This is a genomic window from Parabacteroides goldsteinii DSM 19448 = WAL 12034, assembly GCF_000969835.1.
In the GTDB taxonomy this organism is placed as follows: domain Bacteria; phylum Bacteroidota; class Bacteroidia; order Bacteroidales; family Tannerellaceae; genus Parabacteroides; species Parabacteroides goldsteinii.
The window spans coordinates 1,654,733-1,670,729 of the sequence record NZ_KQ033913.1 but is presented as its reverse complement, the minus strand read 5'-3'; the positions used below and the strand labels follow the sequence as shown (position 1 = coordinate 1,670,729).

Sequence of the window (15,997 nt, the reverse complement as noted above, 5' to 3'; positions counted from 1 at the left end):
CGTAGGAGCCGCCTGATTTTTTTGAACTACCTTCCGGTTATTACCCGCTTATTTCACGATTACCTTCCGGACTGTTTGGCCGGCCTGGATGATGTAGAGGCCGGGGGCCAGATTGCGGCGGTTCAGGCCGGGGACAAGGCGGAAGTCGTGCAGCAGCCGTCCGTCGGCGGAGATGATGCGGACGGAAGGAACGGTATCCGTGTCGGTGCTTGTGCGGTTGGTAATGTCGAGGTCGATGCAGAGGGTACCCGGCTCCGTCCAGATGCGGAGGGCATCGGAGGGGGCGGCGATGGACTCGTTGGCGACAGGGTCGTTTTCGACGATGCCGGCGATTGAGATGGAGACGTCGCTGTGGACGGTTTTCACGATATAGGCCCCATCGCTCGTGCGGGGTGTGATCGTTTCACCGCGGTCGGTGATGACGACGGGCTGCGACTGCGAGTAGGCTTCGTCGAGGGTGAGGAAGAAGCGGAAGCTCTCCTTGGCTTCGACGGAGTACGTGCCGGCGGCGGGGTCGGTCGTGGCGCCTTCCACGGAGGGAAGGGTGACGTCGTAGTAGACCGGCGTTGGAGGCGGCGGCGGTGCCTGTGCGGTGAAGGAGGCCGTGATCCATAGGTCGGCGGCGGTCATTGTGAGTGACTGTCCGCTGACGGGTTGGGTGACACCGTCGGAGGCTGGGCCGGAGAGGTAGGCTTCGAAGTCGTAGCCTGCCTTTGGGGTGTTGGTGAGCCAGAGGGCGGTGCCGGGGGCGACGGGGATGCTTTCGGAGCCGTTGGTGCCGTCGGTGAGGGGCGGCGTACCGGGAGCCGGTGCCATCGGGTTTGCCGGGTCGGCGAGGTAGACGGCCAGTGTTCCTCCTTCAGCCGGTTGGGTGACGTGGAGGAGGGGACGGTTGACAAGGTAGTCGGCTGCATCGATGTCGGGTTGGGCGACTGAAACTGCCGGGGAACTTAAAGAGCCGTATACCGCCGTCGTAGCCGGTGCCGACCAGGGGGTGAAGCCGTTGGGGGTGCCGGAGTCGTCGAAGGTGACGAGGGCCAGTTTGGGTAACAGCGTGGACGGGGCGGCAGGCCATGTCCAGGCGCTGGATTTCCAGCCATCGTTGGTGGCATCGTCGGTTGTCAGGTCGTCGGCGAAGGTATCGAGCCAGGTGTCTGCGCCGTCGAGGGAGCTGCCGTCGGGAGAGGTTACGGTTGTGGAACCGGAATCTGAGCCGTTGTTCAGCGACATGGCTGGGCGGGCGTAGTTAGCGTCGAGGACGGGAAGTAAATCAGACGGAAAATCAGGAGGAGAATCGGGCGGAAAAGAGTTGCTGGCTATCCGGTGGGCGTTGGCGCCGTTTGCTGTTACTTCACTGTTCAGGGCGAGGCTGTGGGTTAGTTCTCCGCCGACTATATCTCCGCAAATGCCGCCGGCATATTGGTTGGTCTTGTTTGTCTTTACACTTCCGGTGGCATAGGTGTAGGAAAGGTGCCCGTAGGAACTTCCGGCAATGCCGCCTGCACAACAGGTGGTATTTGCTGTTGCTTCGACATCGACTGTTGCATAGCAATGGGTAAGGGTGGCGGAGTTAGGGACGGAAAAGCTTATCAATCCGGCTATTCCTCCGGCAAAGCCTAAGAATTCAGCTGTAGCTTCCACCTTCCCGTTTCCAACTACGAAGCAATTACGGAGAAGGGTGTTATCTTCAAATCCAATTTGAAGTCCTACAATTCCTCCGGCAAAGGCATCGTTATTATTTGAAACTGCCTTTATACCATCTTCATGCAGGCGGACACCCAGGTTACAGAGCGTACCATCTTCAACATAACCGAATAATCCGGCGTATGCAGGCGTATTATCTAATGAATTCTCTGATGAATTCTCTTTAACAACGTCCACTCTCAGTCCATCCACTGTATGTCCTTTGCCATCGAAGTGGCCCCGGAAGCTGTTGTCATCTCCTATCGGTATCCAGTTTCCTCCCTCCAGCTTAATATCATCGGAGAGGGAGAAGTAGTAGCCGGAAAAACCGCGTTTGGTGATTTCATTGGCGTTGTCAATCTTGCTTCCATCGCTAAACTCCAATACATAGCCTCCCGCATTCACCTGTTGTGCCAGATACGCCAGTTCGGCGGCATCTTTGATAAGGATAGGGGTGTTTGGGGAGGAGCCGTCGCCGGGTTGGGAGGCGCCGGAAGGAGTGGCGTTTTCAATGGAAGTGACAGCATTGTCGGCCCAGGGGGAGTGATAAAGGAAGTCGTCCGCCTGATGGGGCGTTTGCCCAGCTATCAGGGAGCTGGAATAGCTGCCGTCGGGGTTACTTTTTTTCAGGCATGGAAGTTTACCGTCCGCCCATTTCCAGGCTGTTGCCCATTCGTTGTTATCGGAAGGCTCTTTTAGCAGGTCTTCCTTGAATTTGTCGGTCCAGGTGTCGGCGCCGGCGAAGTCTCTATCGGCGTTCTTGGTAGGTTGACCGTTTAGCATCATGCGGGGGGTGGAGTAGTTGGAGGTAGAGGTGGAGGCAAATCCTGCTATACGATTGAATAAGATATGGCCTTTTTCGTCAGTCGTAATCTCCTTGTTCAAGGCCAGGCAGTTTGTTATTGAGCTACCTGTACTTCTTCCTGTAATGCCGCCTATAAAACACGAACCGCTACATTTTATTTTCCCAGTGGCATAAGTATAGGAAATGGCAGGGCCTCCTTCTCCGACAATGCCGCCGATACGAGCCGCTCTATTGTTTGTTCCTTCTACATTGACGGTAGCGTAACAATGGGTTATTTCTGCATACGCATTTCCTGCTATTCCTCCAATGTTGACAAGGTTATCTCCTGTTCCTCTACCTCTGATTGTACCGTTCCCTTCTGCTTCCACGTAGCAGTTGTGGATACAGGAGACGCTGATAATATTATTGGTATATAATGCGGATATATATCCTGCCAGTCCTCCGGCACAAATATCGCTTTGGCTTGAGAATATCTCTATCCCTTCCGGAGCCAGCCATATACCCAGGTTGCAGAACGTACCGTTTAGAACGTAGCCGAACAATCCGGCATATACATCGGCATCCGTTTCATTGTGAATACTTATTTTCAAACCTTTTATGACATGCCCGTCGCCATTGAAATTTCCCATGAATGGGGAGTCTTCATTCCCTATTGGCGTCCAGTTTTGCCTTTTCAGGTCGATGTCGTCGGAGAGGGCGAAGTGGTAGCCGGCGAAGCCTTTGAGGTTATCATCGGCGGTGTTGTCGATGCTTTTGCCATAGAGGAGCTGTAGGGTTTGACCGCCGTTGTTGACCTGACGGGCGAGGTAGGCCAGTTCGACGGCATTGCGGATGCGGATGGGAGTTGCAGCGGTTGAGCCGTCGCCGCCACCCAGGTTTTCGATGGAAGACGCCGGGTCGGGTTGGACGGAAAGGAAGTCAACGGTGGCGAGTGAGGGCTGTCCGGCAAGCAGGTTGTCGGCGGAGGAGCCTTCGGGGTAAGTGCCGTCGGGGTTGAGCCGTTTTAGCTGGGGGAGCAAGGCAGGTTGGCCGGACGGGGTGTCGGGCCAAATCCAGGCTGTTGTCCATTCGTTAACGTCCGATGGTGATACCGGGATGTTTTGGAGGTCGTTCCTGAATTGGTCTGCCCAGGTGTTTGCACCGTCGAGGCTGGAAGGATCGTCGGTGAAGGGTTGGTTCTTCAGCGACATGGAGGGGCAGGCATAGTTGAAGGAGGAACCGGGAGACGTCTCGTCGTTGAGATTGGAGCCGGCTATCCGGTGGGAGTCGGAGCCGCCGGATACTGTCACTTCGCTGTTCAGGGCGAGGTTATGGGTTAGTTCTCCGCCTTCTCTTCTTCCGCAAATGCCGCCGGCGGATTGTTCAGTGGCGTTGTTGGTTTTCACGCTTCCGGTGGCGTAGGTGTAGGAAAGGATACTATTGGATCTACCGACGATGCCACCTGCATAGCACTGGTTTTCTGTTGTTGCTTCCACATCGACTGTGGAATAACAATGGGTCAGGAGGGCGGAATGAGAGTCGGAACTCTTAATCGACCCAGCTATTGCTCCTACTGTCCCCTGGTATCCAGCTGTTATCTCCACTTTTCCGTCTCCAACCACGAAGCAATTGCGGAGAGAAGCACCAATGTTTAATCCTAGTAGATATCCGACAATTCCGCCTGCGAAGATATTATCTTTAGGGCGTGATGAAGCAACCTTTATCCCGTCTTCATGCAAGCGGACACCCAGATTGCAAATCGTGCCGTCATTAACGTAGCCGAATAATCCGATATAGCCATCAATCTGATCTATTCTCAGTCCGTCGACAATATGCCCTTTGCCATCGAAGTGGCCGCAGAAGATATGCATATGTCCTATCGGAGTCCAGAGTCCTCCATCCAGTTTGATATCGTCGGAGAGAGCGAAATAATAACTGGAGAAACCTTGTTTATAGGAATCGGCCTCGTTGTCGATTTTATTTCCGTTTTCAAGTTCCAAGACATAGCCTCCTTCATTGACCTGCTGTGCCAGATACGCCAGTTCGGCGGCATTCTTAATCAGTATAGGTTTGTCGGGCGATAGGCCGTCGCCGGGTTCGTCGGTTCCGGCAGGAGGGGCGTTTTCTATGGATTGGGCGATGTTGGTCTTGGATTCCCAAGTGCTATGATAGAGACAGGCTGACTGGGACCGGACTTTCTGACCGGATATCAGCTCGTTGGAATAGGTGGTACCGTCGGTATTTAGTTTTTTTAAACGTGGGAGTTCACCCTCTGTCCAGCTCCAGGCCGTTGTCCATTCGTTGTTGCCGGAGGTGCCCGAAAGTGTTTCCTTGAAGTTCTCGAGCCAGATGTCGGTCCCGTTTTTGGAGACTTGGTCGTTACCGGTGACCGGTAGGCCGTTTATTATCATGCGGGGACTGGCGTAGTTGGTTCCGGAGCTGGAACGGCATATACGGAAGCATAGATTTGATCCCGGACTACTGATTTCCTTATTCAGAGCCACGCAGTTTGTTATTGTCCCGTTAGGAGCGTGTCCGCAAATGCCGCCTACCAATAGCCCTCTAGCTTTTTTTATATCCTTCACCTTCAAATTCCCTGTAGCATAGCTATAGGAAATATCTAAAGCATAGCCGGCAATACCACCAACATGGATAATACTTCCACCTACCAGTTCTGTTTCTACATCTACCGTTGTGTAACAATGGGTAATAATACATGTGCCAGTCATTGCTGCTCCAACTATTCCTCCGACATGAATTCTAATAGTATTATCTGTTGACCTGACTGCTATATTACCCTCTCCTTCCACATAGCAATTTTGGATACCGGCAGGAGTATTTGAGGCTGTTCCCGTCACAGCTCCGGCCAATCCTCCGGCAAAGATAATGCCAGTATCTGTTGAAGAAACCTCTATCCCTTCCGATGCCAGCCATACGCCCAGATTGCGGAGCGTACCGTTCTTTATGTAACCGAATAATCCGGCATAGGTTGTACTCTTGGTCTCAATCTCCACATTCATCTTCAATCCTCTTACGACATGTCCGTCGCCATTGAAATGGCCTCTGAATGGGTGAGTATTGTTTCCTATCGGCGTCCACTCATATCCGTTCAGGTCGATGTCGGCGGAGAGAGCGAAATAATAACCGGAGAAACCTTGTTTGGAGGATTCGTCCGTGTTGTCGATCTTATTTCCGTTTTCAAGTTCCAATATATAACCTCCTTCATTGGCTTGCTGTGCCAGATAGGCCAGTTCGGCGGCCTCTTTGATGAGGATAGGTTTATCGGCTGTGTCGCCGGAATTGCCGGCGGCATTTTCGATTTTGTCGGCTATTTCGCCGTTCCACCCTTCACCGGCCGGAGCGGCGTGTGTTATGAAGGGGGTTGCCGCCATAATAACAAAAAACAACCCGGCGAGTAAACGGCGGGTTGCCAAGGGGCGTAGTTCTGTTGTATTCATACGTATAAATGATTAATGTAGTATTTTCGATGGTTTATAACCTCGGGAGCGTTTGGTCCGGTAGCCGGACCTTCCCGGGTCTTGGTGTCGGACCTTCCCGAGTCCGGGTGCCGGACCTTATAAGGTCCGACCTCCGGACTTTTACGGGGAGGGAGGATGGAGGGGGCCAGTCACTCTATTTCGGGCCGGTCACTTCCGCCCGAACCTACCTGAAGCAGATAGGGAAAGCGGCTACGGCGTACTTCTTTCAATATTTTTGTGCTCTGCCCACCGTATTGTGTCGCTATCTCCAGATAGTAGTTGCCGTTGGGCAGTGCGGGGATGATGAAGGAGAAGCTCGACGGTTCGTTGCGCGAGATGGCTGTCTCGGGCACGGGCACGACCTTCGTTTCGTCGGTGGCGTCGACGAAGAAGAAGCCTACTTCCTTGCCTTCGCTGCCGGCTATTTTCACGCGGTTGCCTTTGCCGTTGAGCGTGTTGCCGGGCGTGAGCTTCGCGTTGGTCGTCTTGGTGAACACGTCGTAGAGGGTCGTGACGGTCGGCATTCCTTCGTTGGTGCCGTTGATAATCACGTCGATCATGTCGAGCTCAGGACGGAGCCCTACCAGCGGGATGCAGCGCATAACCACGCGGTTGACGGCGGGATCGAAACCGGCGCCTGGGCCGATCACGGCGCCTTCGACTCCCAGGGAGTTGTTGGCGAAACCGAATTCGACGGTAGCACCTGAGTATACTTCTTCCTTCGCCTGCTTTTCGATATCCTTGTAAGCGGTCAGCAGCTCGGAAGCTGAAAATTTGCTGCCTGCTTTGGCGGCAAGGCTGCACAGGCCGTCGATAGAGCGTCGGCCCACATAAGTGATGTTGATGGTGGAGTCGTCTTCGCGCTCGGTCAATTTGTTATCGACCAGTGTGCCGATGATGCTTCTCCGTTTAGGTTCGTCTTTTGCCATGTTTATTGGGTATTTTAGTTCATGAAGAACTCTAGTATTCCTATTGATAATGAACCGTTTTATAGAGAATTTCTGTTGAATAACATCAGTTTTTCCTTTTGTAGCATCCCCTTGTGAAACCCTCTCCGGTACCTCGTTGGTACCAAAACAGAACGGTGTTAGGGGACGCAAACGACGCAGAAGGCGCAGACGCTCGCAGACTTTTTAATAATCAATCTTTCTCTGCATGCATCTGCGTTCTTTGCGTCGTTTGCGTCCCCTAATAGATATTTATTCTTATCTCCCCCTAAAAAACAAGCCATCGTATGTTGCGCACCCCGAAATAATCCTTATATTTGCCCACATTATAAACGTAGTTCTTCATGAACTATGTCGCTCTGATTCCACCGGTTACAAAGGGACCTGTGATAAATAAGCTGTTTATTTCTCAGAAATTGCTTTCCTTTTTCAACCTTTTGCGCGGCAGTCTTGTTAGAATAATGTACTAACAAATAAAATCAAAGGTTATGACAAAGATAATGCGAACATTGTGGGACGAGAGTGCCGAACTGACCGACGAGGCGATGGCTTCGGATGCCTCTGTCCTGTCTGATAGCTATACATCGGGCGACGTGAAAGACGTCACGGAAACCATTGAAGGCGGAAACCAGGAGGCGGACGACTTCAATGAAAAGAATGATGTCCCCTAAAAAAAAAATTCCGGGAAGAGTCGCGCACAGGAGCCTGTCAGTCTTCAGACCAGACACATGTACCCCCTTTTACAACGCATGTATGACCCTTTACACGAAGATGTGCGGCTCTGACTTTTCCCGGATTTTGTTCTTTACGCCCTTTCTCTCTTTTCCGTTTAAAAGCTGATTCGTACATTTCACTTCCCATTCTGTCAGCTTCATTCTTTTCTTATAGGTTACTTCTTTTGCAGCCGCTAGCTTTGTAATGTTATTTTAAATTACAAAGTGATGTTTAAAGCCATAGTACATTTTTCGATTCACAAAAAGCTGTTCGTCGGATTGACGACCCTGTTCCTGCTAATCGGAGGGATTTATGCCATGCTGACGTTGCCTATCGACGCCGTCCCCGATATTACGAACAACCAGGTGCAGATTGTGACCGTCTCGCCGACGCTTGCCCCGCAGGAGGTGGAGCAGTTGATTACTTTCCCGATAGAGATTGCCATGAGTAATATTATGAATGTGGAAGAGATACGCTCCGTGTCGCGTTTCGGGTTGTCGCTCGTGACGGTGGTGTTCAAGGAGAGTGTCCCGACACTGGATGCGCGTCAGCTGATCAATGAACAGATACAAACCGTTGCCGGAGAGATTCCCGCCGAACTGGGCATGCCGGAACTGATGCCGATAACGACCGGGCTGGGCGAAATCTACCAGTATGTGCTGAAGGTCGCCCCCGGCTATGAGGACCGCTACGATGCCATGGAGCTACGCACGATTCAGGACTGGATTGTGAAGCGGCAGCTTTCGGGTATTCCGGGGATTGTGGAGATTAACAGTTTCGGCGGCTACCTGAAACAATACGAGGTGGCGGTCGACCCGGATGCCCTCTATTCGCTGAACATTACCATCGGCGACGTCTATTCTGCCCTGAGCAGCAACAACCAGAATACCGGCGGAAGTTATATCGAGAAGGTGAACCGTGCTTACTATATCCGTTCGGAAGGTATGATAAGCGATGCGAAAGACATCGAACGCATCGTGATTACGAACCGCGGAGGCATTCCTATCCATATCAGCGACGTCGGCACGGTGCGCTTCGGTGCGCCGAAACGTTTCGGTGCGATGACCAAAGACGGCGAAGGCGAATGTGTGGGCGGCATTGCCATGATGCTGAAAGGGGCGAACGCCAATGTGGTGACGAAGGAGCTGGAAGCCCGCGTGGAGAAAGTGCAGAAAATGCTTCCCGAAGGCGTCAGTGTCGAACCTTACCTGAACCGTTCCGAGCTGGTGAACCGGAATATCTCGACCGTGGTGCGCAACCTGATTGAAGGGGCGCTGATAGTCTTCCTGGTGTTGATCGTCTTTCTGGGGAATGTGCGTGCCGGGTTGATTGTCGCTTCGGTGATTCCGCTGGCGATGCTGTTCGGTTTCATTCTGATGCGCGTCTTTGGCGTGTCGGCCAACCTGATGAGTTTGGGGGCGATCGACTTCGGTATCGTGGTGGACGGCTCGATTGTTATCCTTGAAGGGATACTGGCGCATATCTATACGAAACGGCTTGCCGGGAGGACGCTCACGCAGGCTGAACTGGACCGGGAAGTGGAAGCCGGGGCGAGCGGCGTGGTGCGCAGTGCGACCTTTGCCGTCCTGATTATCCTGATTGTGTTCTTTCCCATCCTGACGCTGACGGGGATTGAAGGCAAATATTTTACGCCGATGGCGAAGACGCTGGTCTTCTGTATTATCGGTGCGCTGATTCTCTCGCTCACCTATGTGCCGATGATGGCTTCGCTCTTCCTGAAACGGACTATCTCTGCAAAGCCGACCTTTGCCGACCGTTTCTTCGATAAGCTGAATGTGTTTTATAAACGCGGCCTGCGTTTCTGCCTGCATCATGCCTGGGCGACGGTCGGTTCCGCTTTTGCGTTGCTGGCGGCTTCGTTGCTGCTGTTTACCCGGTTGGGCGCGGAGTTTATCCCGACGCTCGATGAAGGCGACTTTGCGATGCAGATGACGCTTCCCGCCGGAAGTTCGCTGACGCAGAGTATCGAACTTTCCAGCCGGGCGCAGAAGACGCTGATGGAGCAGTTCCCCGAAATCAAACATGTCGTTGCCAAGATAGGGACGGCGGAGGTGCCTACCGACCCGATGGCGGTGGAGGATGCCGACGTGATGATTATCATGAAGCCGTTCAAGGAATGGACGTCGGCTTCCAGCCGTGCCGAGATGGTGGAGAAGATGAAGAAGGCACTGGAGACGGTCGAGGGGGCGGAGTTCAATTTCAGCCAGCCGATACAACTCCGGTTCAACGAGTTGATGACGGGTGCCAAGGCGGACATCGCCATCAAGCTGTATGGCGAAGACATGGAGGAACTCTACACCCGGGCGAAAGAGGCGGCAACCTATGTGGAGCAGGTACCCGGTGCCGCCGATGTGATTGTGGAGCAGGCGATGGGACTTCCGCAACTGGTGGTCAGGTACAACCGCGGCAAGATTGCCCGTTACGGTATGAATATAGAGGAACTGAATACGATTATCCGCACGGCCTATGCCGGGGAGGCGGCTGGCGTGATTTTTGAGAACGAACGGCGCTTCGACCTTGTGTTGCGGCTGGATAACGATAAAGTGTCGGACCTTAACCTCGACAAGTTGTTTGTCCGCACGGCGGAGGGTATCCAGATACCTGTCAGCGAGGTGGCGAGTATCGAGCTGGTGAACGGTCCTTTGCAGATAAACCGGGATGCGACCAAACGCCGTATCGTGATTGGAGTGAATGTGCGCGATGCCGATATACAGCAGGTCGTTTCGCAGATACAGGACACGCTGGAAAAGAATATCAAGCTGAAGCCCGGTTATTATTTCGAATACGGCGGGCAGTTCGAGAACCTGCAAAATGCCATCAATACCTTGCTGGTCGTGATTCCTGTTGCACTGGCGTTGATTTTGCTGCTGCTGTTCTTCGCTTTCAAGAGCGTGACTTATACGCTGGTGGTCTTTTCGACCGTGCCCTTGTCGCTGATAGGGGGGATTGTGGCGCTTTGGCTGCGCGGGTTGCCTTTCAGTATTTCTGCCGGGGTCGGCTTTATTGCCTTGTTCGGGGTGGCGGTGCTGAATGGTATCCTGATGATTAATCATTTCAATGACTTACGTAAAAGAAACAGATATACTATGAGTACGAACCGGATTATTGCCCGGGGATGCCCGCATTTGTTGCGCCCGGTATTCCTGACGGGACTGGTGGCTTCGCTGGGATTCGTCCCGATGGCAATTGCCAGGTCGGCAGGTGCGGAGGTGCAGCGTCCGCTGGCGACTGTCGTGATTGGCGGGTTGATTGTTTCGACCGTCCTTACTCTGCTGATTATTCCGGTCTTCTACCGGATGGTTAATTCGTTCCCGCTGATGTGGAAGAAGTTCAGGAAAAGGAGGGGGACGAAGGTTGCCACCCTGGTTCTGCTGCTGGTTGTCCTGTCACCGGCGGCATGGGCGGAGGGGGGAGCGGTTCCCGGCGCAGTCCCGGCAACCGTTACGCTGGACGAGGCCCTTGCCCTTGCCATGAAGAACCATCCCCGTTTGAAGACGGCCTCGGCGGCGATAGACCGCTCGCGGGCTGCAAGGGGAGAGGCCTGGGACCCGGGAGCGACTTCCTTTTCCTATTCCTGGGGGCAAATCAATGGCGAGACACACAGTGACAACCAGCTGGAAGTCACCCAGTCGTTGGGCAACCTCTTGACTCCTTTCTATAAAAACGCCCTGGTCAGCAAGCAGGTGGCGACGGGCGAATATTATCGCGACATGGTACGCAAAGAGATAACGGCAGAGGTGAAACGTGCCTGGGCTTATTATCAGTATGCGGCAAACCTTTGTTCCCTTTACCGCGAAGAGAGCGAGCTGGCAGTCCGTTTGCAGGAGGCGGGAAAACTCCGTTACGAGCAGGGCGATATCACTTTGCTGGAGCGCAATATGGCAACGACGCTGGCAGCCGACCTGCGTACCCGGCTGATGCAGGCGGAAGAAGAGTTTCAACTGGCAGTCCGCCGTTTCACCTGGGCGTGTTATGCCGACAGTCCGATTGTTCCGGCCGACAGTACGCTGGCGTTACTTCCGGGTGTGACCGGAGAGGCGGCGCCGTCGGAAGCGCATCTGAATTATTTCCGGAGCCTGGCAGATGAGAAGAAGGCGCTGCTGAACGTGGAGCGCAGCCGTTTCTTCCCCGAACTTTCGGTCGGTTATATCCGCCAGAAGATTTCACCGCTGAACGGGTTGAATTCGTGGATGGTCGGTGTTTCCTTCCCGCTCTTGTTCTTTCCGCAGCAAAGCCGTTCGAAGCAGGCGAGGATAGATGCCGGAATTGCCCGGACGGAAGCGGAAGCGAGTGCCCGCCAGCTGAACAACAAGGTCGATGAGTTGCAAGCCATGCTCCGCCAACAGGGAGAAAATATCCGTTATTATACGACCGGTGCGCTCCCGGAAGCGGATGCCCTGCTGAAGAGTGCGCAGATACAATTCAAGGAGAGCGAAACGGATATTATGCAGTTCGTCCAAAGCCTGAACAGTGCCCGCGAGATAAGGAGGGGATATATTGAAGCGGTCTATAATTACAATGTCTCTGCACTGGAATTGGAATTGTATACTCGGTAAGAAAAAGACAAGCTGTCGGAACTCCCGGAAGCCATATTTTAAGAAAATAGAATATATTAAAAATAAACATCTGATGAAACGAATATTATTTCCCGTTGCAGTCCTTTTATTAGCCGCCTGCAATACGACAACTGAAAAAGAACAGACCCCGGAACCGGTTGCACCTCCTGTCGAACCGGTAGTGGTTGCCACCGATACCATCCGTGTCGACGCCGTCACTTCGGCGACCGCCATGCCGAATCATTCTTCCTTCAACGGAACCATGATTGTGCCTCCCCAACGCCATGCCACTGTCACCTTGACGATGGGAGGGACCGTCCATTCAACTCCCCTGCTTCCGGGCGATTATGTAAAGAAAGGTGCCGTCCTCGCCACCCTCGAAAACCCCGATTTCATCCTGTTGCAGCAAAGTTACCTGGAGGCTCATGCCCAAACGGAATATCTCGAAGCCGAATACCACCGCCAGGAGCGTCTGAGTTCGCAGGAAGCTGCTTCCCAGAAACGTTTCCAGCAGAGCAAGGCCGATTACCTTTCGATGAAAAGCCGCCTGGAAGCTGCCGCCGCACAACTTACGATACTCGGAGTTACGCCCGGCGACCTGCTCAAAGACGGTATCCGTCCTTACCTGGAGGTAAAATCCCCGCTGAACGGCTACGTGACCGGGATGACCTTGAACCTGGGTAAATATATCAATGCCGGCGAACCTGTCTGCGAAGTAATCGACAAAGGCGAAACCCTCCTTTGCCTGACCGCCTACGAGAAAGACCTCGACGACCTTACCCCGGGCAGCCGCATCCAGTTCCGCGTGAACGGCATGGGAAAGCAGACGTTCGATGCTACACTGCTGTCTGTCGGCCAGGAGGTCGATGCCGTAAACCGCTCCCTCGAAATCTATGCACGGGTGAAAGGAAACCACGAACGTTTTCGTCCCGGTATGTATGTAACGGCGCGTGTAGAAAAGAAATAAGTATATTTGCGGTATGAAAGTAAATATAGATAAATATGTATTGGCAGTCGTCGTCATTTCCGTGGTGGTGGCGTTCCTGACTCATTTCCCGGAACTGATATCCCTGTTCGACCATTCCGGGGAGAACAATCTTTTCCCGGGAATGCGGATGGCCGATGTTGCCAATGAAGTGTTTTTTACTTTTATTTCGCTGCTGATTCTCTTTGCCCTGAATACGTTCTTCTTCCGGTTCAACCGTCCGGCGGCGCGCATCACGTGGGGAAAGATGGTGCTGTCTTTCGTCCTGACCTGGTTGATGAGCAATCTGTTGGGAAAGGTTTTCGTCTTCCTTCATCATCATTTCGATATTCCGGCGATTGATGCGATGGTGCACCATTACCTGCATCCGTTGCGCGATTTTATCATTACCTGTATCGTGACGGGCAGTTGTTATATGATTCACCTGCTTCGCAAAAGCCAGCAGGTGTTGGTCGAGAACCAGCAGCTACGCACGGAGAACCTGGTGAACCAGTATGAAGCCCTGAAGAACCAACTGAACCCGCATATGCTGTTCAACTCGCTGAATACCCTGCGCTCGCTCATCCGCGAAACGCCCGATAAGGCACAGGATTATTTGCAGGAACTGTCGCGGGTGCTTCGTTACACCTTGCAGGAGAATGAATCCCAAAGCGTCACCTTGCGGGAGGAGATGGAGTTTGTCTCTGCCTATATCTTTTTGTTGAAGATGCGCTATGAAGATAACCTGGAGTTTGATATCCGGATAGACGAAGCCGCCGGGGGGCGCCAGCTTCCCCCTATGTCCGTCCAGCTGCTGATTGAAAACGCTGTCAAGCATAATGAGATTAGCAATCGCCATCCGTTGGTCATCCGGGTTTTTACCGAAGGAAACCGGCTGACAGTCAGCAATCCCGTCCAGCGTAAGCTTACAGCCAGCGGAGGCTTGCAAATCGGTCTGGCAAACCTGGCGAAACGTTACAACCTGCTCTTTAAGGAGGAAATCGAGGTGCGTGAAGAGAACAATACATTTATCGTAACTATTCCATTGATATGAATGCACTTATCATAGAAGATGAAAAAGCGGCCGTCCGCAATCTGACGGCTCTGCTTTCGGAGGCGGCCCCGCATATCGGGGTTGTGGCCGTGTTGGATAGTATTGCAGAAAGTATCGACTGGTTCCGTGCCAATGCGATGCCCGACCTGATATTCCTCGATATTCATCTGGCGGACGGTTCCGCCTTCGAGATTTTCGAACATGTGGATATCTCCTGCCCGATCATTTTCACGACGGCCTACGATGAGTATGCCCTGCGTGCCTTCAAAGTGAACAGCATCGATTATCTGCTCAAGCCGATTGGTGGGAGTGACATACGGAAGGCGATTGGCAAACTGGAACAACTGCGTTCGGAGGCACCTTCAAAGGAATTTGATTACAGCCGCCTGATTCATGTGCTGAAACGGCAGGAGAACTACAAGACGCATTTCCTGGTTCCGGTAAAGGGGGACAAGTTGCTTCCGCTGTCGGTAGATATGATTCTGTTCTTCTATATCAACGACGGGCTTGTGAAGGCGGTCGTTACCGATGGGCGGGAATATACTTTTACGCAGACGCTCGATGAGTTGTCCGACTGTCTGAACCCGGATATTTTCTTCCGTGTGAACCGCCAGTATCTTATCTCCCGGAAAGCCGTATCCGACATCGACCTCTGGTTTAACGGACGCCTGTCTGTGAACCTGAAAGTCCCTGTGCAGGAGAAAATCCTGGTAAGCAAGGCGCGTGTCGGGGAGTTCAAGGATTGGTTTACCGGGAAATATACCTGAAACCCCGTTTGGTATATTATTACTGCCGCTTCGTCTACTAAAATATCTGGGCATCGGCTGTTTGTCTAGTTTTGCTTCGAGTTCAATAATAAAAAGAAGCATGATATGAAAACAGTATGGTTGTGGTTGATGTTGGCGGGAGTTTTTATATGCCGGGAAACAAGCGCACAGGTCTGGCTGAAGACTGAATATATCGGTTCGTCCGGATTCCGGGATGCCGATAATAAAAAGGTAGGCGGCAAAGGGGATATGAAGGTGATTCAGGGAGGGGTGAACATTCCCGTATCCATGAAAATGGATGAAAACAACCACCCGACTGCCTGGATGGTCGGTCTGGGCGTTTCCTATGCTTCGATGGATAACAAGGACTTGTCGGAGTATATGGAGTCGCAAATCTTCAATGCGCAGCTGGCTGTTTCGTATATCCGTCCGTTGAGTAAGAGGTGGTCGCTTCTGGCAAGTGCCGGGGTGGGGCTTTTTATGAATACCGGCAGCCTTGCCTATGCCCGTTGGGACCATGTGATGGGGGTGGGGATGGCGGCGGCTATCTGGCATCTGCGTGATAATCTGGATTTGGGGATGGGGGTTGCGCTGAATACCAGCTTTGGTTATCCGATGGTTTTTCCGGCTCTTTTCGTCGACTGGCGGCTCGAAGGGCGTTATATGGTGAATGTCTCGATGATGGACGGGGTGGAGATATCGGGCGGGATGCAGTTGCATAAGTTGCTTCGGCTGAAACTGGTCGGTTCGATGAACGGTATGCTTGCTTTCGTGGAGCGCGACGGCAAGGATAAGATATTCACCCAGCAGTATATTACGACCGGGTTGCAACCGGAACTGACTATCACGAAGTCGCTGTCCGTTCCGATAACGGTTGGCTTGTCCGCTTACCGTGCGGCCTTTTATGATGACCGCACGCTAAAAGCGATGTTCAAGTCGATGGACAGGGAGTATGACCCGCATTTCTCACCTGCTTTTTATACGAGTATAGCCGTCAAATATGGTTTTTGAGGGGGATATGTATATCT

At 52.8% G+C, this 15,997-nt stretch carries 8 protein-coding genes; 6 read left to right on the top strand and 2 right to left on the bottom strand.

The genetic code is table 11. The features are described 5' to 3' along the window. Nucleotides 1-48 precede the first annotated feature (48 nt). Nucleotides 49-5,925 carry a T9SS type A sorting domain-containing protein gene (locus tag HMPREF1535_RS19860; RefSeq protein WP_187386439.1) on the bottom strand — a complete coding sequence of 1,959 codons (5,877 nt, stop codon included), beginning with the start codon at nucleotides 5,923-5,925 and terminating at the stop codon, nucleotides 49-51. A 170-nt stretch (nucleotides 5,926-6,095) separates the two neighbouring features. Further along, nucleotides 6,096-6,875 (bottom strand): DUF4469 domain-containing protein, encoded by a 780-nt coding sequence (locus tag HMPREF1535_RS19855; protein WP_046147245.1) that lies wholly within the window; start codon nucleotides 6,873-6,875, stop codon nucleotides 6,096-6,098. A 506-nt stretch (nucleotides 6,876-7,381) separates the two neighbouring features. On the opposite strand from HMPREF1535_RS19855, the gene HMPREF1535_RS19850 reads away from it, so the two are divergent. The 6 genes from HMPREF1535_RS19850 to HMPREF1535_RS19825 all read left to right on the top strand — a co-directional run bounded on the left by HMPREF1535_RS19850 (nucleotide 7,382) and on the right by HMPREF1535_RS19825 (nucleotide 15,980). Beyond that, the gene (locus HMPREF1535_RS19850; RefSeq protein ID WP_007657173.1) at nucleotides 7,382-7,564 is read left to right on the top strand and encodes a hypothetical protein; all 183 of its coding nucleotides are present in this window, start codon (nucleotides 7,382-7,384) and stop codon (nucleotides 7,562-7,564) included. Between the two features lie 270 nt (nucleotides 7,565-7,834). After that, complete coding sequence (locus tag HMPREF1535_RS19845; protein ID WP_046147244.1) at nucleotides 7,835-12,184, top strand: CusA/CzcA family heavy metal efflux RND transporter; 4,350 nt, start codon at nucleotides 7,835-7,837, stop codon at nucleotides 12,182-12,184. 73 nt (nucleotides 12,185-12,257) lie between these two features. Then, nucleotides 12,258-13,151: an efflux RND transporter periplasmic adaptor subunit gene (locus HMPREF1535_RS19840; protein WP_046147243.1), complete on the top strand. Its 894-nt coding sequence runs from the start codon at nucleotides 12,258-12,260 to the stop codon at nucleotides 13,149-13,151. 13 nt (nucleotides 13,152-13,164) lie between these two features. Further along, entirely contained in the window at nucleotides 13,165-14,202 is a 1,038-nt protein-coding gene (locus HMPREF1535_RS19835; RefSeq protein WP_010802910.1) for a sensor histidine kinase, read from the top strand. Next, nucleotides 14,199-14,969, top strand: coding sequence for a LytR/AlgR family response regulator transcription factor (locus tag HMPREF1535_RS19830; protein ID WP_046147242.1), 771 nt, complete (start codon nucleotides 14,199-14,201; stop codon nucleotides 14,967-14,969). Before HMPREF1535_RS19835 ends, HMPREF1535_RS19830 begins: the two co-directional genes overlap by 4 nt. A gap of 105 nt (nucleotides 14,970-15,074) precedes the next feature. Then, nucleotides 15,075-15,980 carry a DUF6268 family outer membrane beta-barrel protein gene (locus HMPREF1535_RS19825; protein ID WP_046147241.1) on the top strand — a complete coding sequence of 302 codons (906 nt, stop codon included), beginning with the start codon at nucleotides 15,075-15,077 and terminating at the stop codon, nucleotides 15,978-15,980. Nucleotides 15,981-15,997: the final 17 nt, after the last annotated feature.

Coding starts and splice junctions, on each gene's coding strand:
- HMPREF1535_RS19855 (WP_046147245.1), bottom strand. CDS start 6,875: ATGGCAAAAGACGAACCTAAACGGAGAAGCATCATCGGCACACTGGTC.
- HMPREF1535_RS19860 (WP_187386439.1), bottom strand. CDS start 5,925: ATGAATACAACAGAACTACGCCCCTTGGCAACCCGCCGTTTACTCGCC.
- HMPREF1535_RS19830 (WP_046147242.1), top strand. CDS start 14,199: ATGAATGCACTTATCATAGAAGATGAAAAAGCGGCCGTCCGCAATCTG.
- HMPREF1535_RS19850 (WP_007657173.1), top strand. CDS start 7,382: ATGACAAAGATAATGCGAACATTGTGGGACGAGAGTGCCGAACTGACC.
- HMPREF1535_RS19840 (WP_046147243.1), top strand. CDS start 12,258: ATGAAACGAATATTATTTCCCGTTGCAGTCCTTTTATTAGCCGCCTGC.
- HMPREF1535_RS19825 (WP_046147241.1), top strand. CDS start 15,075: ATGAAAACAGTATGGTTGTGGTTGATGTTGGCGGGAGTTTTTATATGC.
- HMPREF1535_RS19845 (WP_046147244.1), top strand. CDS start 7,835: ATGTTTAAAGCCATAGTACATTTTTCGATTCACAAAAAGCTGTTCGTC.
- HMPREF1535_RS19835 (WP_010802910.1), top strand. CDS start 13,165: ATGAAAGTAAATATAGATAAATATGTATTGGCAGTCGTCGTCATTTCC.